The sequence below is a fragment of the Thalassovita mediterranea genome, assembly GCF_001458435.1.
In the GTDB taxonomy this organism is placed as follows: domain Bacteria; phylum Pseudomonadota; class Alphaproteobacteria; order Rhodobacterales; family Rhodobacteraceae; genus Thalassobius; species Thalassobius mediterraneus.
Map to the genome: position 1 here is coordinate 50429 of NZ_CYSF01000009.1, position 23845 is coordinate 74273.

25 protein-coding genes and 1 tRNA gene are annotated in these 23845 nt (G+C 58.3%); 12 read left to right on the forward strand and 14 right to left on the reverse strand.

Annotated elements, in window-relative coordinates:
• The first annotated feature begins 55 nt into the window (after positions 1 to 55).
• Genes TM5383_RS10170 through TM5383_RS10185 form a run of 4 tightly spaced genes read left to right on the forward strand, consistent with a single transcriptional unit; the run spans position 56 to position 3862 of the window.
• Entirely contained in the window at positions 56 to 940 is an 885-nt protein-coding gene (locus tag TM5383_RS10170) for a MurR/RpiR family transcriptional regulator (RefSeq protein WP_058318938.1), read from the forward strand.
• On the forward strand, positions 940 to 2025 hold the full coding sequence (locus TM5383_RS10175) for an aromatic ring-hydroxylating oxygenase subunit alpha (protein ID WP_058318939.1): 1086 nt from the start codon (positions 940 to 942) through the stop codon (positions 2023 to 2025). The genes TM5383_RS10170 and TM5383_RS10175 overlap by 1 nt, the downstream gene beginning before the upstream one ends.
• Positions 2012 to 3466, forward strand: coding sequence for an aldehyde dehydrogenase family protein (locus tag TM5383_RS10180; RefSeq protein ID WP_058318940.1), 1455 nt, complete (start codon positions 2012 to 2014; stop codon positions 3464 to 3466). The genes TM5383_RS10175 and TM5383_RS10180 overlap by 14 nt, the downstream gene beginning before the upstream one ends.
• Positions 3467 to 3469: 3 nt before the next feature.
• Positions 3470 to 3862, forward strand: a complete 393-nt coding sequence (locus tag TM5383_RS10185; protein WP_058318941.1) for a carboxymuconolactone decarboxylase family protein — start codon at positions 3470 to 3472, stop codon at positions 3860 to 3862.
• 371 nt (positions 3863 to 4233) lie between these two features.
• Here TM5383_RS10185 and TM5383_RS10190 read toward each other — a convergent pair.
• Positions 4234 to 4318: transfer RNA gene (locus TM5383_RS10190), tRNA-Leu, on the reverse strand.
• Between the two features lie 169 nt (positions 4319 to 4487).
• On the opposite strand from TM5383_RS10190, the gene TM5383_RS10195 reads away from it, so the two are divergent.
• Positions 4488 to 4982: a Hint domain-containing protein gene (locus TM5383_RS10195; RefSeq protein WP_076399967.1), complete on the forward strand. Its 495-nt coding sequence runs from the start codon at positions 4488 to 4490 to the stop codon at positions 4980 to 4982.
• 56 nt (positions 4983 to 5038) lie between these two features.
• On the opposite strand, the gene TM5383_RS10200 is transcribed toward TM5383_RS10195, so the two are convergent.
• Entirely contained in the window at positions 5039 to 6610 is a 1572-nt protein-coding gene (locus TM5383_RS10200) for a bifunctional ADP-dependent NAD(P)H-hydrate dehydratase/NAD(P)H-hydrate epimerase (protein WP_058318942.1), read from the reverse strand.
• 320 nt (positions 6611 to 6930) lie between these two features.
• Here TM5383_RS10200 and TM5383_RS10205 point away from each other — a divergent pair, with 320 nt between their 5' ends.
• The 3 genes from TM5383_RS10205 (at position 6931) to TM5383_RS10215 (ending at position 9727) form a co-directional block, all read left to right on the forward strand.
• On the forward strand, positions 6931 to 7269 hold the full coding sequence (locus TM5383_RS10205) for a P-II family nitrogen regulator (protein WP_058318943.1): 339 nt from the start codon (positions 6931 to 6933) through the stop codon (positions 7267 to 7269).
• A gap of 33 nt (positions 7270 to 7302) precedes the next feature.
• On the forward strand, positions 7303 to 8709 hold the full coding sequence (gene glnA / locus TM5383_RS10210; RefSeq protein WP_058318944.1) for a type I glutamate--ammonia ligase: 1407 nt from the start codon (positions 7303 to 7305) through the stop codon (positions 8707 to 8709).
• A 166-nt stretch (positions 8710 to 8875) separates the two neighbouring features.
• Complete coding sequence (locus TM5383_RS10215; RefSeq protein WP_058318945.1) at positions 8876 to 9727, forward strand: tetratricopeptide repeat protein; 852 nt, start codon at positions 8876 to 8878, stop codon at positions 9725 to 9727.
• Here TM5383_RS10215 and TM5383_RS10220 read toward each other — a convergent pair.
• A complete protein-coding gene (locus TM5383_RS10220; RefSeq protein WP_058318946.1) occupies positions 9724 to 10479 on the reverse strand; it encodes a heme-dependent oxidative N-demethylase family protein in 756 nt (251 codons plus the stop codon). The genes TM5383_RS10215 and TM5383_RS10220 overlap by 4 nt on opposite strands.
• 550 nt (positions 10480 to 11029) lie before the next feature.
• Between TM5383_RS10220 and TM5383_RS10225 the strand changes: the two genes are divergently transcribed.
• Positions 11030 to 12778 (forward strand): hypothetical protein, encoded by a 1749-nt coding sequence (locus TM5383_RS10225; protein WP_058318947.1) that lies wholly within the window; start codon positions 11030 to 11032, stop codon positions 12776 to 12778.
• 448 nt (positions 12779 to 13226) lie between these two features.
• Here the strand turns inward: TM5383_RS10225 and TM5383_RS10230 are convergent, their stop codons facing one another.
• On the reverse strand, positions 13227 to 13652 hold the full coding sequence (locus TM5383_RS10230; RefSeq protein ID WP_058318948.1) for a DUF6314 family protein: 426 nt from the start codon (positions 13650 to 13652) through the stop codon (positions 13227 to 13229).
• An 81-nt stretch (positions 13653 to 13733) separates the two neighbouring features.
• Between TM5383_RS10230 and purB the strand changes: the two genes are divergently transcribed.
• Complete coding sequence (gene purB / locus TM5383_RS10235; protein WP_058319065.1) at positions 13734 to 15041, forward strand: adenylosuccinate lyase; 1308 nt, start codon at positions 13734 to 13736, stop codon at positions 15039 to 15041.
• 127 nt (positions 15042 to 15168) lie between these two features.
• Here the strand turns inward: purB and TM5383_RS10240 are convergent, their stop codons facing one another.
• A complete protein-coding gene (locus TM5383_RS10240; protein ID WP_058318949.1) occupies positions 15169 to 15579 on the reverse strand; it encodes an ACT domain-containing protein in 411 nt (136 codons plus the stop codon).
• Between the two features lie 247 nt (positions 15580 to 15826).
• Between TM5383_RS10240 and TM5383_RS10245 the strand changes: the two genes are divergently transcribed.
• Positions 15827 to 16720 carry a DMT family transporter gene (locus tag TM5383_RS10245; protein WP_058318950.1) on the forward strand — a complete coding sequence of 298 codons (894 nt, stop codon included), beginning with the start codon at positions 15827 to 15829 and terminating at the stop codon, positions 16718 to 16720.
• Positions 16721 to 16728: 8 nt separating this feature from the next.
• Positions 16729 to 17622 carry a lysophospholipid acyltransferase family protein gene (locus TM5383_RS10250; RefSeq protein WP_058318951.1) on the forward strand — a complete coding sequence of 298 codons (894 nt, stop codon included), beginning with the start codon at positions 16729 to 16731 and terminating at the stop codon, positions 17620 to 17622.
• Between the two features lie 85 nt (positions 17623 to 17707).
• On the opposite strand, the gene TM5383_RS10255 is transcribed toward TM5383_RS10250, so the two are convergent.
• From TM5383_RS10255 to secF, 9 genes are all read right to left on the reverse strand, one after another.
• Positions 17708 to 18409 carry a DUF1223 domain-containing protein gene (locus tag TM5383_RS10255; RefSeq protein ID WP_058319066.1) on the reverse strand — a complete coding sequence of 234 codons (702 nt, stop codon included), beginning with the start codon at positions 18407 to 18409 and terminating at the stop codon, positions 17708 to 17710.
• A 419-nt stretch (positions 18410 to 18828) separates the two neighbouring features.
• Positions 18829 to 19359, reverse strand: a complete 531-nt coding sequence (locus TM5383_RS10260; protein WP_058319067.1) for a DsbE family thiol:disulfide interchange protein — start codon at positions 19357 to 19359, stop codon at positions 18829 to 18831.
• Between the two features lie 13 nt (positions 19360 to 19372).
• Positions 19373 to 19531 carry a heme exporter protein CcmD gene (gene ccmD / locus TM5383_RS10265; protein ID WP_197407396.1) on the reverse strand — a complete coding sequence of 53 codons (159 nt, stop codon included), beginning with the start codon at positions 19529 to 19531 and terminating at the stop codon, positions 19373 to 19375.
• Positions 19528 to 20277, reverse strand: a complete 750-nt coding sequence (locus tag TM5383_RS10270) for a heme ABC transporter permease (protein WP_058318953.1) — start codon at positions 20275 to 20277, stop codon at positions 19528 to 19530. Before TM5383_RS10270 ends, ccmD begins: the two co-directional genes overlap by 4 nt.
• An 82-nt stretch (positions 20278 to 20359) precedes the next feature.
• Positions 20360 to 21016, reverse strand: coding sequence for a heme exporter protein CcmB (ccmB, locus tag TM5383_RS10275; protein ID WP_058318954.1), 657 nt, complete (start codon positions 21014 to 21016; stop codon positions 20360 to 20362).
• Complete coding sequence (ccmA, locus tag TM5383_RS10280; protein ID WP_058318955.1) at positions 21013 to 21630, reverse strand: heme ABC exporter ATP-binding protein CcmA; 618 nt, start codon at positions 21628 to 21630, stop codon at positions 21013 to 21015. The genes ccmB and ccmA overlap by 4 nt, the downstream gene beginning before the upstream one ends.
• A 120-nt stretch (positions 21631 to 21750) precedes the next feature.
• Positions 21751 to 22104 (reverse strand): Mth938-like domain-containing protein, encoded by a 354-nt coding sequence (locus TM5383_RS10285; RefSeq protein ID WP_058318956.1) that lies wholly within the window; start codon positions 22102 to 22104, stop codon positions 21751 to 21753.
• A gap of 26 nt (positions 22105 to 22130) precedes the next feature.
• Positions 22131 to 22871: a sulfite exporter TauE/SafE family protein gene (locus tag TM5383_RS10290; protein WP_159438559.1), complete on the reverse strand. Its 741-nt coding sequence runs from the start codon at positions 22869 to 22871 to the stop codon at positions 22131 to 22133.
• 4 nt (positions 22872 to 22875) lie between these two features.
• Positions 22876 to 23844: a protein translocase subunit SecF gene (gene secF, locus TM5383_RS10295; RefSeq protein ID WP_058318958.1), complete on the reverse strand. Its 969-nt coding sequence runs from the start codon at positions 23842 to 23844 to the stop codon at positions 22876 to 22878.
• Position 23845 lies beyond the last annotated feature (1 nt).

Here is a 23845-nt window from a genome sequence, read left to right on the forward strand (position 1 = left end):
TTCGAGTCGCTTTTCCTATCGACAGCGTAAGCAATCATTTGTACCATCGTCAATTATGAATGGTACAAACATATCAAATACGATTCTGGACCGCCTTGCCGCAGACCTGTCCGATCTCACCCCAGAGGCACGCAAGGTTGCGACCTATGTGTTGGAAAACCCTTTGGATGTAGGGGTATCCACCGTGCGCGAAATCGCTGAGGCGGCGCAGGTCAAACCCAACACCGTGGTGCGCATGGCGCGGCAGTTCGGATTTGAGGGCTACGAGGATTTCCGTGCCCCATTTCGCGACGCTATCCGAAATGGCGCTGCGGATTTTCCCGACCGCGCCCGCTGGCTGCAGAACATCCGCAAATCAGATGATCTAGGCGGTCTTTATGCCGATATGGTGCAGGATATGCTGCGCAACATCGAAGAGACATTTGCCGGCATTTCTGCCGAGCAGCTGAAGGCCGCAGCAACCGCGATCTGGAATTCGCGCAACGTTTTTGTTTTGGGCGTTGGGGTCCACAATTCCAATGCACGCAATTTCACCTATCTGGCGTCTACCGGCATGGTGCAGATCCAAGCGATCCCGAAACCCGGATCAACGCCTGTTGACGATCTGGCCTGGGCCGACGAACGGGATGTGCTGATTGCCATCACCTGCAAACCCTACCGCAGCGAGGTGGTCGAGGCCGTCAACATCGCCAAAGAGCAAAACATGCAGCTGGTTTGTCTGTCAGACAGTCCCGCCAGCCCGATCCTGCGGCAGGCAGACCACGGGTTCGTGGTGTCGGTTGAGACGCCACAATTCTTCCCTTCCTCCACCAGCATTATCGCGGTTTTGGAAACCCTGCTGTCATTTGTCATCGCCGAGTCGACCGAAGAAATCGTCGACCGTGTCGAAACATTTCACAACCGCCGCCACCGTCTTGGAATGTACTACGAGGAGCCTTGATGACTGAACCGCTACGCTCTTTGGCCGCCCGCTACTACACGGATCCGCAGGTGTTTCGACTGGAAACTCAGGGCCTGCTGGCGCGCACATGGCAATTCGGCTGTCATGTGTCGGATCTGGAAAACACAGGTGACTATGCGACCTTTGACATCGCGGGCGAGAGCCTTTTTGCCATACGCGGACATGACGGGCAGATCCGGGTCTTTTACAACGTCTGTCAACATCGGGCGCATCAGTTGGTATCCGGCAAGGGATCGACCCGTGTGGTGGTCTGCCCCTATCACGCCTGGAGCTATGAACTGACCGGCGCCCTGCGTGCAGGGCCCAACCTCAAAGCGGTGGAGAACTTTGATCGCAGCAAAGTCTGCCTGACCGAAGTGCGCGCCGAAGAGTTCCTTGGTTTTGTTTTTGTAAACCTCGATCCTAGCGCCGCCCCGATGGAGGACTGGTTTCCCAATGCGCGCGCCGAGCTGGAGGAATGGGTTCCCAACTGGCGTGACCTGAAACCGCTGGAATGGGTCGAGATACCCGAAAACTGCAATTGGAAAGTTTCGGTCGAAAACTATTCGGAATGCTACCACTGCGCCCTGAACCATCCGACCTTTGCCAATGGCGTCATCAAGCCGGAAACCTACGATATCCAGCCACAGGGCAAATGTCTGCGCCACACCACAGAATGTCAAAGTCTTGAGGCGATGACCTATGACATAAATTCGGGCTTTGCCCATCAGCACGAATATTCCAGTTGGTTCCTGTGGCCAATGTTCTCCTTTCAGGTCTATCCGGGCAACGTGCTGAACACCTATCATTGGCGTGCGATTGACCCCGATCACGTTGTGGTCTGGCGCGGGTGGTATTCCATCGGCGGCGCAGAAGACGCCAAGGTGCGCCAACTGGCCCGTCAGGACCGCGAAACCACCGTCGAAGAGGACATTCATCTGGTTGAATCGGTTCAACGCGGATTGCACTCTCGTGGGTATGTTCCCGGACCACTGGTGGTCGACCCGAATGGGGGCGTCAATTCCGAGCACCCCGTCATGCACCTACAGAAATGGATGAAAGACGCAATTGATGGCCCAAATTAAAGAGCATTGGCAAAACTACATCAACGGCACATGGGTCGATGGCGGCGCGGGCCGTATAGATGTGGTGAACCCCGCGACAGGTGAGGTTCTGGCCCAGCAGGCCTTGGCGGACGCTGCGGATGTAGACCGCGCCGTGCGCGCGGCGCGCGACACACATCTGTCGGGCGCCCTGTCTGGCCTGCGCCCCGTAGAACGGGGCCGCATGGTGCAAGCGATGGGGCGGTTCCTGTTGGAGCATATAAACGACATCGCTCCCGTTCTCACACTGGAACAAGGCAAACCCCTCTGGGAAGCGCGTACCGAAATCGAAGGCGCGGCGCGCTATTTTGAATACTATGGCAATCAGGCAGAAACCGTCGAAGGTCGTTCTATTCCGCTAGGGGCGCAGTATCTGGATTTCACCGTACACGAGCCGTATGGCGTCTCGGCACAGATTATCCCGTGGAACTATCCGCTGGAAATGACTGCACGTTCATTGTCGGCTGCATTGGCGACTGGCAACACCTGCGTCATCAAAACGCCAGAACTGACGCCGCTAACCAACGCATGGTTCGCCCATGCCGCCGAACATGTGGGCCTACCCACAGGCGCGGTCAATATCCTCTGCGGGTTGGGGCAAGATGCGGGCGCGGCGCTGGCATCGCATCCCTTGGTCAATCAGATCGTTTTCACCGGATCCGTCGCCACAGGCATCGCCATCGCCACCGCTGCGGCTCGCAATGTGGTGCCTTGCGTCCTGGAACTGGGCGGCAAATCGGCGGCGATTGTTTATGATGACGCGGATCTTGATGCCTTTGAAAGCGACGCCCGCTGGGGCATCTTTTTCAATGCTGGGCAGGTCTGTTCCGCCATGTCGCGGGTCATCGTTCACGAAAGCAAACACGACGAACTGGTCGCGCGTCTGTCCAAAGTTGCCCAAGGCCTAAATGTCACCGACGGCATCAACCTGCCCGAATTTGGCGCCAACATGGGGGCGATGGTCTCCACCGCCCAACGCGACCGCGCCGAAGTAATGGTACAAACCGCCCTGTCCCAAGGCGCCCAGGTGGCTGCAGGCGGCCACACGCTTAACCGTGCGGGCGCATTTTTGCAGCCCACAGTCCTCAGCGCGGTGCGCCCCACAATGGACATCGCGCAACAAGAGGTCTTTGGTCCGGTTTTATCGGTCCTGCCCTTCAGCACCGATCAAGAAGCGATCGAAATATCCAACGGCACAGATTATGGACTGGTTGGGGGGGTATTCACCCGCGATCTGGATCGCGCCACAACAGCGGCAAACCAAATTCGCGCCGGTCAGGTCTTTGTGAACGAATGGTATGCGGGCGGGGTCGAAACCCCGTTTGGCGGGTATGGCAAATCCGGTTACGGCCGCGAAAAGGGCCGTGAAGCGCTGTGGAACTATGTGCAGACCAAAAACATCGCAATCAAAATGAGGGGCTGAACCATGGCCATTTTCGACGAAGATCTTTTTGCGCAAGGTCTGCAGCAACGCAAATCCACCTTAGGCGCTGCCTATGTCGAACAGAACCTCGCCGCAGCTGACGATTTCACCCGCCCCTTTCAGGAAGCGATGACAAGTTGGTGCTGGGGATTCGGCTGGGGTGACGATGCGATTGATGCCAAGACCCGCTCGATGATGAACTTATCGATGATCGGCGCATTGGGGAAAATGCACGAATGGGAGGTCCATCTGCGCGGCGCGCTGAACAACGGCGTCACACAGGATGAGATTCGCGCCATCATTCATGTGATCGGTATCTATTGCGGTGTCCCGCAGGCATTAGAATGTTTCCGCATCGCCCGAAAGGTGCTGGCGGATGATACCGGGCAAACCTGATGGGACACACTGCCTTTGATTCGTCATTCACCGCGATCGCTGCCATAGTGATGCAGTCTTGCGTCCCCGTGTGCAGATGGTTGGTGCGCCCGAGGTGATGCAAATCCCACACAGTTTGCGTCTGCTATGGGCGCACCGAACGTCCCCCAAGGGCACTGCCAAGGCGCTGCTCAAAAATCGCGCAATCAGCCGCGCCAGTAGCCCTGCCGGACATGCCTGGGAAGGACAAACTGATTCACCTGACTACCGCTACGGGCGCAGCGCTGATATCCGACCACCAAAGTACACTCGTCAAAGCTAAGTCACAGTACGATTGAAGCACAGACGATGGTCAGATCAGGTCTTATTTTCATGAGTATTTTCGAAAATTGTGGTGCGGGTGAAGGGACTTGAACCCCCACGCCTTGCGGCGCCAGAACCTAAATCTGGTGCGTCTACCAATTCCGCCACACCCGCATCCGGTTTGCGAAATCACCCCTCAGGCGCGCTTCGCAGAGCCGCTATCTAGCAAACCTTTCCACAAGATGCGAGAGGAAAATTTCACTAAAAAACAGAAGACAAGCGACGTTATCCACAGTAAGCTGCTTGTATAAAAAAATACAGGCAGAGCAGTAGGACATAGCCCATGAAACCGAAAACGGTCAGGGCGCGGCGTGGCGGTAACGTCACCAAAGCCCCAACGGAGGCGACCTTTGGCATTTTGCCAGGGACGCAAATCCTTACCTTGGACGGCGCATTGCCGGTCGAGGTCTTGTCGCCAGGCGACAAAATCATCACGCGCAGCAGTGGCGTTGCGATGCTGAAAGGCGTCGAATGCGGCTACAAGACCTGTGAGACAGTGCGCGTGCGCGCTGGATCATTGGGCCATGACCGCCCGGGCATGGATACCATCCTGCCCTCCAAGCAGAAGATCCTGATCCGCGACTGGCGCGCACAGGCGCTCTACAATGAGCCGCAGAAACTGATCGAAGCGCAGAACCTCATCGACGGTGAATATCTGCGCCTACAACCGGCCGCACAGCATATGGTGTTCCGCCTGTTCTTTGACGAACCGCAGGTGATCTACGCCGACGGTCTGGAACTAGATTGCGCCACCGCCAGCATCCGCATGATGGCCTAAGCCTCAGCGATAAAGACAATGAACGGGCCTGCATTTGCGGGCCCTTTTTCATTGGCTCATTGGTCGAAGAGCGATTTCAGCACCGCAGGCAGTTGTTCTGGCAAATCCTCGGCAATCAGGCCGGGGCCAAAATGGCGCGCACATTCAACATGTAGATAGGCGGCGGTTCCTGCGGCCTCATGCGGCGCAAATCCGCGTGCCAAAAGGCCCGTGATGAAGCCCGCCAGCACATCCCCTGCCCCTGCGGTGGCCAACCACGGCGCGGCGCGATCGTAGTGGGCCGCGTGGATGCTGGCGCGCCCGTCTGGGTCTGCGATCACGGTATCCGGCCCTTTGAACAACACGGTGCAGCCTGCACGTTTGGCCGCCGCGCGGGTGGCGTCTAGTTTGGAGTAGGCTGGGCCTTTGGTCGGTGGTTCCGCGAGTTTGGCGGCGATGTCTGGGAACAGGCGGGCAAATTCGCCACCATGTGGGGTCAGCACGCAGTTTGGGTGCAGCATTCCAAAAAGCGTCTGCGGATCCTCCGCATAGGCGCTGAGGGCATCGGCATCCAAAACGCAGGCGCGTTTTGAGGCCAGCGCAACAGGCACCAGATCTCGTACCCGATCGTGGCCGAGTGCTGGCCCAAGGCACAGCGCGTTGAGGCGCTTGTCCTCCAACACCTCTACCAACGCATCACCATCTTGTACCCGCGTCAGCATCAGCGCGGTGATTTGCGCCGCCACCTCCATTTGCGCTGAGGGCGGCACGCCAAGCGTTACCAACCCCGCCCCAATCCGCAAGGCCCCGCGCGCCGCCAACCGCGCCGCGCCGGTTTTGCCGGAGCCGCCGGAAAGGATGAGGGCGTGGCCGTGGGAGAATTTGTGTGCGCTGTGTTTGTCTAATTGTTCAGGCACCGCCTCTACCGCATGAACCAAACCGTCCGGCGCAGCCGGACAGCCCCCGACCGCCCCCATGGGCGGGGGCTTCACCCCCACCCGCGGTCTGGGGCTATCCGCCAGCCCGATGTCTTTGATAACCGTCTTGCCACATAATTCAGGGCCACTTTGTAGAACATGCCCTAGCTTCATTCGATGAAAGGTCACGCTGAGATTCGCCTGCAAGCAATGGGTTTCGCCCAGCGACCGCCCACTGTCCGCGCAAAGTCCTGAGGGCAGATCAACAGAAACAACAGACACTTGCCCTTCATTGAGCGCCTCGCGCACAGCGGGTAAATCCACAAACGGACGCGTCAACCCCGTCCCGAACAGCGCATCCACCACAACATCCGCCAGCAAGGAGGTCGCATCAGTCAGCGACTCAACCGCCCCACTCTCACACCAGCGCTCATAATTCACCCGCGCATCCGGCGGCAGTTTTTCGGCGTCCCCGTATAGAAACACCTCCATCGCCCAGCCCCGCGCGGCCAGCAGGCGGGCGACCACAAATCCGTCGCCGCCATTATTGCCCGGACCACACAGCACAATCGCGCGCCCCGACCCATCTGCCAGCGCGGGCCATTCTTCAAAAATCGCCTCAACCACGCCAGTGCCTGCACGCTCCATCAGCTCTAGCCCAGTGACCTCCCCTGACTGAATCGCCGCCTGTTCAATGGCGCGCATTTGGGCGGCGGTTAGCAATTCTGTCATCTCTGCCTCATGGTGATGTCGCATTTACGCGCTATTGTGACGTGATTTCCATCGGGTTTCGCGCCTTAAAAATCGGCGTTTGGATCGGTTTTTCGATATACGAGTTTTTATTTCGTCTATTTTTTGTGCAAGTCGCACAAATTTTAAACCGACCCCCAAAAAGCGCCCGAAATTTAAGCCCTACCTACTCTATCCGTTTGAGCCGCGCAGTGGAAAGTGTTCTGTCAATTTCCAACGCAATACGGTTGGCGGCGGGGAGGCCTGCCAAAGACCCCGGTTAAGCCCGGCCACACGGCCCGGTTGGTGAGGAGATACAGGCGATGAAAAAGATCGAAGCGATCATCAAGCCGTTCAAACTGGACGAGGTTAAGGAAGCACTGCAGGACGCAGGCATTCAGGGCCTGAGCGTGATCGAAGTCAAAGGTTTCGGTCGTCAGAAGGGCCACACTGAACTGTACCGCGGTGCAGAATATGTCGTCGACTTCCTGCCCAAGGTGAAAATCGAAGTGGTGCTGGACGACGATATGGTCGACGGCGCTGTAGAAGCGATCATCGACGCGGCCAAAACAGACAAAATCGGCGACGGCAAAATCTTTGTCAGCCCCGTCGAACAAGCCATCCGCATCCGTACCGGCGAAGCCGGCTCGGACGCACTGTAATTACCCAATTTTCTTAAACGAAGGGACAAGAGCATGAGCGCAGAATCCGTTCTCAAGCTGATCAAAGACGAAGATGCGGCCTACGTCGACATCCGTTTCACCGACACGCGCGGCAAGCTGCAGCACGTGACCGTGGATGTGGACCTGGTGGACGAAGACTTCCTGGAAGAAGGCTTCATGTTCGACGGCTCCTCCATCGCGGGCTGGAAGTCGATCGAAAACTCGGACATGAAACTGATGCCCGACACCCTGTCGGCCTACGTTGATCCGTTCTACGCAGAAAAAACCATCGCGATCCATTGCTCGATCGTTGAGCCCGACACCGGCGAAGCCTACGAGCGTGACCCGCGCGGCACCGCCCAGAAGGCCGAAGCGTACCTGAAATCCTCGGGCATCGGTGACGTTGCTTACATGGGTCCAGAAGCTGAATTCTTCCTGTTCGACAACGTGCGTTTCGCCAACACCATCAACAAAGTATCCTACGAAGTTGATGCGGTAGACGGTTCCTGGAACACCGACACCGAATACGAAATGGGCAACACCGGCCACCGTCCGGGCGTTAAAGGCGGCTACTTCCCCGTCAACCCGATCGACGATGCACAGGAAATCCGTTCCGAGATGCTGTCGACCATGAAGCGCACCGGCATGAAAGTGGACAAGCACCACCACGAGGTTGCGTCCTGTCAGCACGAGCTGGGTCTGATCTTTGACAGCCTGACCAAGCAGGCCGACGAGCTGCAGAAGTACAAGTACATCATCCACAACGTTGCCCACGCCTACGGCAAATCGGCCACCTTCATGCCGAAGCCGATCTACGGTGACAACGGCACCGGCATGCACGTGAACATGTCGATCTGGAAAGACGGCAAGCCGCTGTTCGCTGGCGACAAATACGCTGATCTGTCCCAGGAAGCGCTGTACTTCATCGGTGGTGTGCTGAAGCACGCGAAAACCCTGAACGCCTTCACCAACCCGTCGACCAACTCCTACAAGCGTCTGATCCCGGGCTTCGAAGCACCTGTTCTGCGCGCCTACTCGGCACGTAACCGTTCGGGTTGTGTACGTATCCCATGGACCGAATCGCCGAAAGCGAAACGTGTTGAAGCACGCTTCCCCGATCCTTCGGCCAACCCCTACCTGTGCTTCGCAGCACTGCTGATGGCTGGTCTGGACGGCATCAAGAACAAGATCGATCCGGGCGAAGCCATGGATAAGAACCTGTACGACCTGCCGGCCGAAGAACTGGCTGACATCCCGACCGTATGTGGTTCGCTGCGCGAAGCGCTGGACGCGCTGGCTGCAGACCATGACTTCCTGCTGGCCGGTGACGTGTTCACCAAAGACCAGATCGAAGGTTACATCGACCTGAAGATGGAAGAGGTTGAAACCTACGAACACACCCCGCACCCGGTTGAGTTCGGCATGTACTACAGCTGCTAATTCGGGCCTCCGAGTTAACAGTATGAATTGGAAGGGCGCTCCTTTGGGGCGCCCTTTCTGGTTTCTGGATCAGAACACATCCCCCTTGCCCAAACGTCACACAGCGGGCATTGTGCCTTTGCAAGCAATTGCCTAGCGTCACGGGCTGACAGAAAAGACCACCCTTATGAAGATTGATCCGCTCTGGGACTTTGACGATCTGACCGCCACCAAGGCGCGGTTTGAGGCTGCGCTTGCTGCCGCCTCTGCGCCGGAGGATCAGATCACCTGCCTCAGCCAATTGGCGCGCATCGCGGGGCTGGATCAGGACTTCACCCTTGGTGAAACCCTGCTGGATCAGGCGCGCGCGATTGGGCCGTCACCGGCAACACAGGCGCGCATCACTTTGGAAACGGCGCGCCTCGCCCATGCAGAAGGGCGCGCGGCAACGGCGGCGACGCTGTACCATCAGGCCGCCACGCAGGCGCGCAACGCTGGTGCGCTGGACGTGGCGCTTGAGGCGCTGAATGAACAGGCCAAGGGCGTGCCTACGGCCGTGGCCCTTGCAATCGTCGATCAGGGTGAAACCCTGACACGCAACACCCCTGCCCTGCGCCACCACCTAGGGCCGCTTTATCAGCAGACCGGGCGGTCGCTGTTTGAAGAGGGTGATTTGAGCGGCGCGCTAGAGATGTTTCAGCGCGACCATGCCCTGCGCCGATCCCTTGGCCAGGCGGCGGAGCGCCACGCGGCGGGGCTACACATCGCGCGCACATTGCGGATGCTGGGCAGATTTGCCGAAACATCGGATCAATTACAGAACCTAGTGGTCGAACTGGGCCCGCATGGTCGCGGGTTGGGTGAGGTGTTTGAGGAACGCGCCGAACTAGCCCATGCCACAGGCAAACCGGATGAGGCGCGCCAATACGCGCTAGACGCCCGCGCACGTTTTGAAAAGCGGGGGATGAGCGCGGACACGCATCCGTCGCGCTTCATGCGTTTGGCGATGCTGGCCGGTGAAGCGCCCAACGAGACCTAATCGGCTGTCAGCTCACGCCCCAGATCGCCGCTCAGCATATAAGTATGTATCGAAAACACCGCCGCGCCGGTTTCGGGCAAACGTAGGATCGCCTGTTTCTCTGACCGAAGGAAAGCCGCATCTTCGCGCCCGACATAGGCGCGAGTGTCATATTCGGGGCGGGGGAAGTGCAGCTCGCTGGTATCGTACCACAGGATATTGAACCGCCACAAAGGCCGCCCTGCCCGCACACCATCAAACAGCCGCTGCACCCGTTTGCCGATGTTGTCATCATAACTGTCCACCGGCACATGGATCGCCAGCAGCGGCTTGCCCAGTTTCTGCGCCAAGGTCCAGCTGGAGGGGAAGCACAGAACAGCCGCCGTCAGCACATGTTCATCACCCTGTTTTTGCAGGATACACAAATCTTCCTGCACCAACTGGCCGAGTGTTGCCAAAGGATCGCCCAGATCCAGCGCAACAGTTACCCCGTCGGGACGCAACACGCGGTCTTCGCCCACTTTATAGTCCGGATTGGCGCGCAACTGATCCAACACCAGCGCCAGAAGTTCCTGCAAAGGCGCCTCTGCCTCGGGCAGCGCACCAATGACAGCGTCGCGTTTTTCGGCAATCAGGGCCGTCCTATAGGCCATCTGGCCTAGAAAAGCGTCGTCCGCATGCAGCCAATTGGCCATATCCAGTGGCTGAATACCCGGCAGCGGACGCTGGGTCCGCAGGTCATAGGGCAGTTTTTGCTGTAAAATCTGTGTCATAGCAGCCATTTAACAAAATTCGAAAATATTTGAAAAGAGGCCTAACAGACAGATGGCCTAGGCCGTTAGATATACTAAGCCGCCACAGACAAAGAATGGCGGATGGTATGAGGCTTGCACACCCCTATCGCATGCAAGTGGTCAAAACGCCCCTGACGGGGGCGCGGGAACCTGCGCTTTTGGCGCCACCCTCTGGTGGGCGAATCCTTTGCCTAACCCGAGTCGCATTGGCATGCCCTTTGCACAGCACCCGGTGATTTCGGGGCGCAAAAAGTGACATGGGCACGACGGCACCCCGTCTGGTTTTAGGAAAATATTTTCGGCTCTTTCGGTGAATCGCCACCTCCTTTGGGGGGTACGCGACATCGAATAAGTCGGCATTTTTCACATCGCGTGGACTTGGCGCAGTGCGAGTCGCAGTCTCCTCTCAGCACTACATTTCAGGCAGCTTCCCCGCCTATCGAGCGCACTAAAAAACACTCTGGGGACGCGTCAGAAACATCGAGAACAAGACCGCAACCACCTTTTCGTCAGAAGAGAGGGAACGATAATGATCAGTCTGAACGCACACGCACTGGGCGCAAATGAGTACTCTGAAGAACTCTTTGGCGCGAACATCTTGGCCAGCCGCGACCAGCTGGGCGAAGACGGCACCTATGATGAAAAGGCTGCCGCCCTTGGCATTGATCACATCCGTTACCCTGGTGGTTCGCTGACCGAAGACTATTTCGATCTGACCAACCCGGACAAAAACAGCGCGATTGACCCCGACACTGGCCACGAAGTTGAACTGCTGCCCTATAGCGAGTTCATGGCCTATGCCGAAGAAAACAACATCGATGTCACCATCGTGCTGCCCACCCGCAATTATCTGAGCGCCGAAAACGATGCCAGCGGTCACCGCACCGCCAACATCGACGAAGATGCGCTGCGCACCTTTATTCGTGACACATTGGACGGTGAATACGGCGAACCCACAATTCGTGGCTTTGAGATCGGCAACGAATACTGGGGCAGCGGTGAAATGGACGCGCTGGAATACGGCCGTGTCTCGTCGCGCATGGCCGAAATCATCAACGAAGAACTGGACAACCACCCACAGGCGGATGTGTTTTCCGAAATCGACATTCTGGTCCAGAACGGTCAGAACTACGGTAGCTCGCGTCTGTCAGATGACTATGACCACATCGTAGAAGGCAGCGACCAGCTGAGCGCGGTCATGTCGGACTATGGCCTGACACTCGACCCCGATATTTTCATGTACAACAACGGCGAAGTGGCCTGGCCCAAGGTAATGAATGAAATCATCATCTCGGAGTTTGACACTGAATCCGAAATCAACGCTGTGGATGGCCTGGCCTTCCACATCTATTCCAAAGGTGCCGACCGCGTTAGCAGCCGCGACTTTGATCTGCGGTCTGCCGAACAGACCTGGGATGAACATTTCGATGGTCTGGAAAAACACGTAACCGAATGGAACCTGAAGGCGAGCCGCAGCTGGGACGTTGAAAACGAATATGGCCTGAAACAGGCCCATGAGATGCTCAACATGAGCGAAGAATTCACCGAACATGGTGTGGATTCCGCTTTCGTCTGGGCTGTGCAGCAAAATAACCTCAGCAACCTCGCCGGCAACGAAGGCGAAGATGGTCCGCTGAACGTGCCGGGCGAAATGTTCCGCATGATGAACGAAGTGCTGCCCAACACCACCGCGATCGACCTGTCGGCCGCAGACCGTAGCGAACACGAAGCTGCAACCGAAGATGCTTCGGTTCATGCTTTCTATAGCGAAGACACCTTTGTCAGCTTCATCGCGTCGACGACCGATGATCCGCAGCAGGCAAATGTCGACTATTCGCAGATCCTGGACCAAGGCGGCACGATCCGCATTGAGGTTCTGGGCGTTCAAGACGGCTACAACCCAACCGACAGCGGCAGCCCAGCCGAAATCACTCAGCTGGACCCTGCTGAGGTGTTCCAGAACGGCATTTTCAGTGCCGAATTGGACGCCCATGAAATTGTCCGCATTGTGGTGGAAAATCCGGACTACACGGATGAATTCGAACAAGTTGTCCTAGACAATCCGGCGCCAGACCCGGTCGAAGACGGTGGGTCAGATCCAGGCATACCTGTGATACCCGACACTGGCCCCGATGACGACTACGAAGACCCACCCGAAGACGACGACGATGACGACAGAGCTGCAGCCGGAGATAGCCCAGACGGCGGTGGCGCAATGGCAGGAATAGGCGGTTTACTTGGCTTCCTCCCGCTGCTGTCTCTTCTTGGTGGCTTCTAAGACAAAGACTTGACGACATAGGGTGCTGACCCTGACTTCGGTTAAACACAGAAACACATAGGATCTCTGGATCTCTTCGACGTACCATTCCGAAGATTGAGAACGACGATCCCAGCATATCGCGGCCACATCCCGGCACGCCTCAGCCAAGCTGAAGCAAGATGACCCGGAAGACCGCACAAAAAAATCCAAACATTCTAAATCTGCGCCGAAGTGTGTCTAATTGCGACCTATACTTTGGATAGGTTTTTACCCCCCTCCGCCTCTCCCTCTACCCCCCTCTGCAAGCCTGCTGGTGGACCAAGGATAGCCCCGGCGCTCGTTCTGATACGGCCATGCACATTGGGCGATATCGTGGGGTGCGAAGGGGCGCACCGCATCCGGAGGGTTGTAAGGGTTTAAGTAAGGGGGGCAGGCGTGGAATGCAGGGCTTGGGCGATGTCGCCCATCACGCGCGGCGATAATGTGACCGCATCACATAATCTTTGCGCGGGCCCTTCACTGTCCATGTGGCCCGCCATTCCGGCCAGTGGGTGAAATCCATCACCACATCATATTGATCGGGGCTGCACCAATGGGCCGCCGCGATCTCGCCGTCGGGGCGGAACCGAAAAAAATCGCGACCATCGGCGAAGAAGGTGGCGATCTGATCACCATCAGGACGCCAGATATAGCGCTGACTGCCCTGCATCGGCGGTTGGCCTGCGACCTCTAACGTGCCCTCTTCGACCAGCATCAACCCGTCCTCATGACGGCTAAAGGTCGCTGTTCCCGACAGCGTCATATTGGGGCCAACCGCATTTTCGACCACGCGGGTCAGCTGCCAGCGCCCTTCAAAGGACCAAAGATCAAGATTTACTGGGGTTGCAGCCATGTTATGCCCTCTCCTGCACTTGTCCAAGAGCTGTCACATCGCTAAGCAATGCGCAAGTTCCAGCAGATCAAGGAAAAGCCGATGATCCCTCGTTATGCCCGCCCCGAAATGACCGCCATCTGGTCGCCGGAAACCAAATTCCGCATCTGGTATGAGATCGAGGCGCACGCCTGCGACGCTCAGGCCAAACTGGGGGTGATCCCGCAGGAAAACGCCGACGCGGTGTGGAAAGCCAAAGACGTTGAATTTGACGTCGCCCGCATCGATGAGATCGAGGCCGTCACCAAACATGACGTCATCGCCTTCCTGACCCATCTGGCCGAACACGTTGGTTCGGAAGAAGCGCGTTTTGTGCATCAGGGCATGACCTCGTCTGATGTGCTGGACACCTGCCTGAACGTGCAGTTGGTGCGTGCCGCCGACATCCTGCTGGCCGATATGGATCGCCTGCTGGCCGCACTGAAAACCCGCGCGCTGGAACACAAGGACACCGTGCGCGTTGGCCGCAGCCACGGCATCCACGCCGAACCCACCACCATGGGTCTGACCTTTGCCCGTTTCTACGCTGAAATGGACCGCAACAAGGCCCGCCTGCAGCAAGCCCGTGAAGAGATCGCCACTGGCGCGATTTCCGGCGCGGTTGGCACCTTTGCCAACATCGATCCGGCGGTTGAAGAGCACGTCTGTGAACAGCTGGGCCTGAAACCCGAACCGATCAGCACGCAGGTGATCCCGCGCGACCGTCACGCGATGTTCTTTGCCGTGCTGGGTGTGATTGCATCCTCGATCGAAAACGTTGCGATCGAAATTCGCCACATGCAGCGGACCGAGGTGCTGGAAGGTGCCGAGTTTTTCTCGATGGGTCAAAAAGGCTCGTCCGCGATGCCGCACAAGAAGAACCCGGTTCTGACCGAAAACCTGACCGGTCTGGCCCGTCTGGTGCGTATGACCGTAATCCCTGCGATGGAAAACGTGGCCCTATGGCACGAGCGTGACATTTCGCATTCCTCCGTCGAGCGCGGCATTGGCCCGGATGCGACCGTGACACTGGACTTTGCCCTGAACCGTCTGGCCGGTGTGGTCGAGAAGATGCTGATCTTCCCCGACAACATGCTGGACAACATGAACAAATTCCCCGGTCTGGTAATGTCGCAGCGCGTTCTGCTGGCCCTGACCCAAGCGGGTGTGAGCCGTGAAGGCGCCTATTCCATGGTGCAGCGCAACGCGCTGAAAGTTTGGGAAGAGCGTCTGGACTTCCGTGAGCTGCTGCTGGCAGACGAAGAGGTTGTTGCCGCCCTGGGCGTTGATGGCATCAACGAAAAATTCGACATGGGCTATCACACCAAACATGTCGACACGATCTTCAAGCGCGTGTTTGGCGAAAGCTAAGCCTGCGTTGATCTAAGTTCAGAACCGCCCTCCGATCCGGGGGGCGGTTTTTCTATGTGTGGTGGTTGTTTAGCGCACCACGAAAGGGCGCATCTCTCTGAATTCTTGTGATGTGTAAACTGCGCCGTTACTGCGTTCCATCAGCAAGGTCGGGCAGCGGACAGTCATGCCCTGCGGCCTGCAAATAGCGCGCGGCAGCCCCTGCCTGTGCTGCTGGGATCAGCACATGTTCGCCGTCAAAGGTGCAGACGACAAAGACCCCGATCCCGTTGCCCGACAGCGGCGCGATCAGCGATTGTACAATGCCCGCCGCCTCAAACGGAAACGGGCCGACGGTGCGTAGGCAGGCCCAGCCGCCCTCGCTCTGCACCGTAGCTGGCACGCGGTCCTCTTGGCAGACCAGGGTGACCTCATCGTCAGAACAGACAACCGCCCTGAACCCCTGCCCCGCAAACCAATTTGGAACCGCAGCCCCCGCAGGCAAGCGGCTGACCGCATAGCGGCCCGGTACAAAACGAATAGTCAAATGGTGTGTCATCTACGTCCTCCACAAAATGCTGAAGAAGGACATTCCTGCGCCGACCTATGTCGAGGTCCACGGCGCAAGAGCTTCATCTTCCGATGATATGTTATGGGGTGAGGGTAATGGCGCCTATTCTCGTATTCAATAAATTACCTGCGCTGCACACGGGAAAAGGCCGCTCTACCGTAAAAGCCCCGCGTGACAGCGCCACAACCTTCCGCTAGGCCCTTTGACATCGTTTCAAAACCGCGCAGGTCCCCAGATGTCCCAGCACAACAAAGCAATCCTGCTGATGATCGCGGCAGTGTTCTGTTTCACCGTCATGGACGCCACCGCCAAAGAACTGAGCCGTCATCTGGGCATCATGCAGGCGATCTGGGCACGCTATGCGGGTCAGGCACTGATGGTGTTGGTGATTGTCCTGCCGCGCATTCAGACCGTGGCGCGGACCCGTTATCCCGGATGGCAGTTGGTGCGGTCGGTTATCCTATTGGGGGCGACGGGCAGCTTTTTCACCGGCATCAGCTATATTGATCTGGCCGAGGCGACGGCGATCATGAACGTAAATCCAGTGCTGATCACGCTGGGCGCAGCGTTGTTTCTGGGCGAAGGATTAGGACCGCGACGCGCCATTGGGATTGGCGTTGCATTGATTGGGGCGTTGATCATCATCCGTCCTGGCAGCGGCGTGTTCACCGCCTATGCGCTGTTCCCGCTGATGGCGGCCTGTTGCTACAGTTGCTACAATCTGGTGACCCGCTATGTGGGCGCGAATGAGGATGCGTGGACATCGCTCCTTTACACCGCCGCCTTTGGCGCGGTGATCCTGAGTGTGATTGTTCCCTTCCACTGGCAGCCTGTGGATGGGCACGCGATAGTGCTGATGGCAGTGTTGGCCGCGGTTGGAACATTGGCGCAATGGCTGCTGATCAAATCGCTGACAATGGGCGAGGCTGGAATGCTGGCGCCCTTTGCCTATGTCAGTCTGATCTTTGCAACGCTTTGGGGCGTGCTGTTCTTTGATGAATACCCCGATCAGTGGACGATTGTTGGCGCTCTTGTGATTGTGGCGGCGGGGATTTATGTCTGGCATCGTGAGACCGCGCAAAACCGCGCCTCTGAACGTGACAAAGCGCGTGCTTCGCAAGGATCCTAAGCCCCGCCATGGCCAAACACTCCTCCCTCCGTCTGCACAATCGTCTGCAGGACACTGGCGCCTATCTGGCCAACCTTGTGCTCAGCGCGCCGCTGAAGCTGGCACTGCGACTGCCCTATCGCACCCGTGTGCGCCTGATGGGCGGACTGATGGCACGGGTTCTGGCCCCTGTTCTGGGCTACCGGAAAAGGGTGATCAAAAACCTTGATCTGGTTTGGCCCGACCTGCCCGCCGCCGAAAAAAAACGCCTGGCCCGCGATGTCCCGGCGAACTTTGGCCGTACACTGGTCGAGATCTACTCTGGCGCTGGCTTCAAGACCCATTTGGCCGACACCCACCCCGAAGGCCCCGGCTTGGCTGCCTTGCAACAAGCGCAGGCCGACGGGCGCCCTGTTATTCTGGTCTCTGGCCACTTCGGCAACCACGATGCCGTGCGGGCCACGGTATCACGTGATTTTACGCCCGTCGGTGCCCTCTATCGTCCGCTGGACAACAGCTATTTCAATGCCCACTGGAAAGACGCAATCGAAGGCATTGCCGCCCCTGCCTTTGCCCGTGGGCGTCGCGGATTGGCGCAGATGGTCAAATACCTGCGTGATGGTGGCATCATCGCGTTACTGGTGGACCAACACGTCAGTGATGGCGCACCGCTGACCTTCTTTGGTCATCCCGCCAAAACCACACTTTCAGCGGCAGAGATGGCGATCAAATATAACGCGCTGGTCTTGCCAGTGTTTGGCCTGCGGCAGGCCGATGGATTTAGTTTTCGCGCCATTATTCAAGACGAAATCCCACACGACACGCCAGAGGTGATGGCGCAAGCCATGAACGATGCGCTGGAGGAAATGGTGCGTGAACACCCCGAACAGTGGTTCTGGGTGCATCGCCGCTGGAAAGATTAGCAACCGCCAACAAACGACTGATAAATAGTGAAAAGCCAGCGACAATGCGCTGGCTTTTGTTGTTCTAAAATTCGTGAGTTGTTGATCAGCGCAGGCGGGCGGCAGCAACGATGCGACCGGGACCGCGTTCCTGCAGGATCACGACGATGGGGTCGTCACCAGCAGCCTTGGCTTTCAACGACAGCGGCTTGCGCATATCCCAATCACCAACACGTTCCCAAGAGGTGACAATGTTGTGGTATTCGATACTGCGGCCTGCATTTTCACCCGAACGAATGTCGACCATTTCCTCTGGGGTGTAACGTACCAGCTGTACCATCAGACGGCTGCGATCTTGCCCCAGCGCCTCGGCCGAGATGGTGACCTGATTGCCGGAACGGGTCAGGTTCAGATCAACCTCTGCAGGTTTTTCACCGTGCTGGCTGATCAGCGCGTTGACGTTTTTGGGGTGGTTGCCAACGACATGTTCCTGCCCCTGCACGATCATCTGCGGGGTGTATACGGTGCGACGGCCCGCCTCTTGGGCGTAGCTGTGCTGACGTTTGGTATATTTGGGCGATGCAAACTGGTCTTTCCAGCCGATGTAGTCCCAATAATCCACATGCAGAGCCAGCGGAATCACATCAGACCGCATCGCCAACTGCCCCAGAAAAGCGTCGGCGGGCGGGCAGCTGGAACAGCCCTGAGAGGTGTAGAGTTCTACCACAACCGGGTGATCAACGCTTTGAGCGGTGGCGGCGTGTGCGCTGCCCCAGATCGTCACGGCAGCAGCAAGGAAGGTCAGCATTTTGCGCATCGGTGGCGGTATCCTTAACGTGGCTTCCTGTTATTAATAAGCGCTGCGGCGATCCATGACCAATCAAGGATCGCTCACAAGTGGGTGATAGATTGCTACATCACCGGGCGGCGCGTGTATGGCAGGCAGATGCAATCCTGTAAATCCGTAGTTTTGCTACTGTTTGCAGCGCCTTACGGAACCTATCCTTTTGAACCAACACGGGGGGTATGACGCCGTAACAGGACCACGCAGGCGCCGCCCCGAAAATACATGCCGAATTGTAGCGCCATTGCCCTGTGGCTTTGTGGTTTTTCCATGATCTAGTGCAGCACAGCAGCACGATCGCCCATAAACGAGGTCAAAGAAAAACGCAGCGCCTCACGGTGCGCTGCGTTTCCATAATTTGTACTCAACCGCCAATCAGCGGGTTAGCTTTGCGGTGTTTCGCCGCGCGCCTTGGCGATCGCAGGTGCGATCACACCCTCGATCACGCGCTGGGTAACAGGACCTGCGTGGCGGGTGACGATACGACCAGCGCCATCAATGACATAGGTTTCCGGCACCCCATAAACGCCCCAATCCAGCGCCATACGGCCCTGCGCATCCTGCCCGACCGCTTCGTAAGGATTGCCCAGTTCGGCAAGGAACCCCAGCGCATTGGCAGGGTTATCCTTGTAGTTCACGCCGTAAATCGGAACGCCCTGTTCTGCTAACTGCTCAAGGTTGGGGTGTTCAACGCGGCAGGGCGCACACCAGCTGGCCCAGTAGTTCACCAGCTTGACCTGCCCGTCTTGCATTGTCGCCAGATCAAATCCCGGCAGATCACCCAGCGGCGTGACACTGACGCTGGGAACCGCGCGGCCTGCCAGTGCGGTGGGCAGCGCATCGGGGTTGTCGCGTTGCATGCCGGTGTAAAACATCACCGCCAGGCCGCCGAACAGAACCGGCGGCAGCACCATCAGCCAATTGGTTTTAACCATCTTTTTTCACCCGTGCCTCAACCTCTTCTAGCGCGCTGCGCACCTTGCGGGCACGTAAGATCGACAGCACCACAAGTGCCACGATCAGTCCCAGCGACACCGCATAGGACGACAAAACAGCGTCCGCGTATTTCCCCAGATCAGGCATCATTGCATCCTTTCACGCGCCAAGAGCGCACGCATACGACGGGCGCGGATTTCGGTTTGGGTGCGCAGGAAGACCAGCGCGATAAACAACATCACAAAGCCCGCCATTGAAATGAACAGCGGCGTGGCAAAAACATTGCTGACCCGTTCTTCGGTATCGCCAACCAGCGCACCGGCGCGCAGAACAGACGCGCCCTGATGCAGGCCTTGGTTCCAGAAGTTCACCGCATAACGGCTAAGGATCGCAAAGACCGACCCCACCAGACACAGGATTGAGGTCAGGTCAGCGGCAGTATCGTCATCCTCAATCGCGGACCACAGGGCGATATAGCCAAGGTAGAACAGAAACAGGATCAGGAACGACGTCAGGCGCGGATCCCATTCCCACCACGTCCCCCACATCGGCTGCCCCCAGATCGCACCGGTGGCCAGCGCAATCACCGTCATCACTGCCCCGATGGGGGCAGCCGCGCGGGCGGCCAGTGCCGATACATGGTGGCGGCGGACGATCCACACCAGCGAGGTGACCAGCATCATCGCCCATGTGTTGATCGCCATCATCGCCGCAGGCACGTGGATATAGATGATCTTTACCGTGGATCCCTGACGGAAATCATCCGGCGTAAAGAAGAAGCCCCAGACCAAGCCAACGGTCATCAACACCACCGCCAGCCCCGTCACCCAAGGCAACAGGCGGCTGGTGGTTGCAATGAATTTTTTTGGGTTGGCATATTCCCAGATCGAGCTCATGACCCTCTCCTATCCGTCCTGACGCCCATTGCAGGGGCGTGGGTATTCATCTCTTCGTCTCTTGGCCGCATGTTGTCACCCCTTATCTAAGGTTCACCCGCAGCACAGCGGCTGAGGCAAATGGCAGCAGGGCGATAACGGCAGAGGTAATGCCCGCCAGCATCAACAGCGATGTCTGAGCTGACAGCCCCTCGATCGAACGGCGGGCCATTTCGGCGCCGAAGATCAGCGTCGGCACATATAGCGGCAGCACGAGGAGGCTGAGCAGCAATCCGCCCCGTTTCAGCCCCACCGTAAGCGCCGCGCCAAAGGTGCCAATCACGCTAAGTGCCGGTGTGCCGATCAGCAGTGACAGCACCAGCGGGCCATATCCAGCGGCAGGCAGGTTCAGCAGCACGCCAAACACCGGCGCGGCAATCACCAGCGGCAGGCCCGTGGTCAACCAATGAGCCAGTGCCTTCACACTCACAATCGCCTCTAGCGGCAGGGGTGCGGTGGCCAAGAGGTCCAGCGACCCATCCTCCCAATCAAGGGCAAAAATGCGATCGAGTGACAACAGACAAGCCAGCAGCGCGCCCAGCCACAAGATGCCCGGCGCAATCTTGCTCAGAAGGCTGGAGTTCGGCCCAACGCCAAAAGGCACCAGAACCACCACGATCAGAAAGAACGCCAGGCCGAGGCCAAAGCCACCGCCCGCACGGATTGCAAGGCGTAGGTCACGCAGCAGAAGGGCAATCACAGGAACGCTCCATCAAAGTCGTCGATCTTGGGCGGCTTGGCCTTGAATGGGCCGACATCCATCACCCGCGCCTCTGACAGGCCAAGGTCGATGTGGGTGGCCAGCAATGCCAGACCGCCGCCCGCCAGATGGGCGCGCACGGCTTCGGCGAACATCGCAACCGCGTCGGTGTCCAATGACACGGTGGGTTCATCCATCACCCACACAGGCCGTCCTGTGACAACCATCCGCGCCAATCCCAGCCGCCGTTTCTGCCCCGCAGACAACCCGCCCGCAGGACGCGCCGCCAGTGGGCCCAGCTGAAACGTGGCCAGCGCCGCGTCGATGCTACCTGTGCCAAAGACCGACGCCCAGAAGGTCAGGTTTTCGGCAACCGTCAACGGTGCCTTGATCCCGTCGGCGTGGCCCGAATAGGCCATCTGTTCACGGTCCAAGCTGACAGTGCCCGCGTGCGCCAGTTGCAGGCCCGCGATAGTGCGCAGCAGGGTGGTTTTGCCGATGCCATTAGGGCCGCGCAACACCAGCGCCTCCCCCGCCGAAACGGCGAGGTTGATCCCCTCCAGCACGGCGATGCCGCCACGGGTCACAGTCAGGTCTGAGACTTGCAATTCCATAAGGCGGTCCTACCGCATTGTTCACGCTTCGCAAAGTCGCTTAACGCAGATGTCAGCGGGACAGTTTGACCTGCATCATGAAGTTGGGGATTTCATACATCTTTTGCCCTCAACGCGCGATCAAAGCGGCAGAACCGCCAGCGCCACGCGCCGCCCTTCGGACAACAGCACATTGTAGGTGCGACAAGCAGACGGCGATGACATCACCTCAACCCCCACACCAGTTTCTTCCAGCGCTTCGCGCAAAGGTTTCGGCAGATGGGCAATTTCCGCCCCCATGCCGACGAAAATCACATCCGCCTGATCCGCCAATGCGATCAGCGCCGCCTCATCCGCCAGACCGCCCCAAGCACGCGCCTGCGCCTCTACCGCGATCATTGCGCCGTTGATCACCTCGCCGCCGATGCGGAAAAAGCCCGGCCCGTAGCTGTCCACCGGCACTGCGCCGTCAAAGTTCACTTCGTTCAACTGCATGTGCGGTGTCCTTTCGGTTCGCTGTGTTAATCCCAGATCGGCAGGCTGGTCAGCCCCACCACCATCATCACGCCCAGACCGAACATCCGATAGAGGCGCTGGCGTTCAGGGCGGAACATAGCGGCCCCAGCCAGATTGCCCAGCAAATTCGGCAGCGCCAGAATAAGCCCGAGAAGCAGTGGCACGGCCTCCATCCGGCCGGTGAGGCTGATGACCACAATCAGGGTCAGGTCCACCACTACAAGGTACAGCATGATATTGGCGCGCATCACCGCCGCCGCTGTGCTGGACGCCATATACAGCAGGATCACTGGCGGCCCCGGCAATCCAGCGATGCCGCCCACTAATCCAGACACCACCCCGGTGCCATATTGCAACCGCGGTGTGATCGGACCGGCAAGGCGCAGACCGCACAGCATCAGGATGGGCATGATCAGCACCAACGCACTGACCATATATCGGAACACCTCTGGCTGCACCGCCAGCAACACCGCAAGGCCAATGGGCAGCGCCACCGCACCGCCGACCGCGATCCGTGCGACCTGTGCGCGATCCGCCGCACGCCATGCGGCTGGCAGGTTTGGGATGGGGCCGAACACCTCCATGATCACCAATGTGATCAGCGCCCAAAGCGGTGGCAGAAACTGACCGGCAATGGGCATATAAACGAGGGCGGCGCCGAACCCCGAAAAGCCCCGCACCGCCCCTGCTAAAAATACCCCTGCGATCAGCCATCCCAGCCCCTCAAGGGCCAGGATGTCAGTCATGATCTCAGGCATCGATATTGCCGAACTGGTTGCCCTGATTGTTGTCAGGCTTCGACCAATCACGTTTGACGCCCAGCATCAGAACCACGTTTTTCGCCACATAAACAGACGAATAGGTCCCAACGATAACGCCCCAAGTGATCGCGAACACAAAGCCACGGATCACATCACCGCCCAAGAGCAACAGCGCAATCAGCGCCAACAGCGTGGTGCCAGAGGTCATGATCGTCCGGCTCAGCGTTTCGTTCACGGTGAGGTTCATCAGATCGGTCAGCGCGGTCTTCTTGTACTTGATCAGGTTTTCACGCAGGCGGTCAAAGATCACCACCGTGTCGTTGATTGAATAGCCGATGATCGTCAAGAGCGCCGCGATGGTGGCCAGTTCAAACCGGATCTGCAGCACCGAAAAGATGCCGATGGTCAGGATCACGTCATGCGCCAGTGCCGCCACCGCGCCTACTGAGAACTGCCATTCAAAGCGTAGCCAGATGTAGAACAGGATCGCCGCCAGCGATGCGGTCACCGCGATGATCGCGGTTTTGATCAGCTCACCCGATACTTTCGGACCAACGGATTCCACCAGCGGGAAGGTGATCGTCGGTTCCACCCCTTGCAGGGCGGCCTCAATGCTGGCGATGGTGGCTTCGTTCACGCTTTCCTGCCCGTCCTGGGCCTGAATGCGGATCATCGCCACATGCTCATCCTCAGCAAAGGAGGGATCGAACACCTCAGTGATCGACACATCGCCAAGGTTCAGCGGCGCCAGTGCGTCGCGGTAGGCGCCTACGTCCACAGCCGTTTCCGCTTGGGTCCGGATGGTGGTGCCGCCCCGGAAATCAATGCCGAAGTTCAGCCCCATCACCAGCCATGCCACCAGCGAGGCAACGACAGCCAGCATCGACAGGCCCATGGTCAGCTTGCGCAGGCGGAAGAAGTCGTAGTTGGGGACTTCGTTAAACAGTCTCAAACGCATG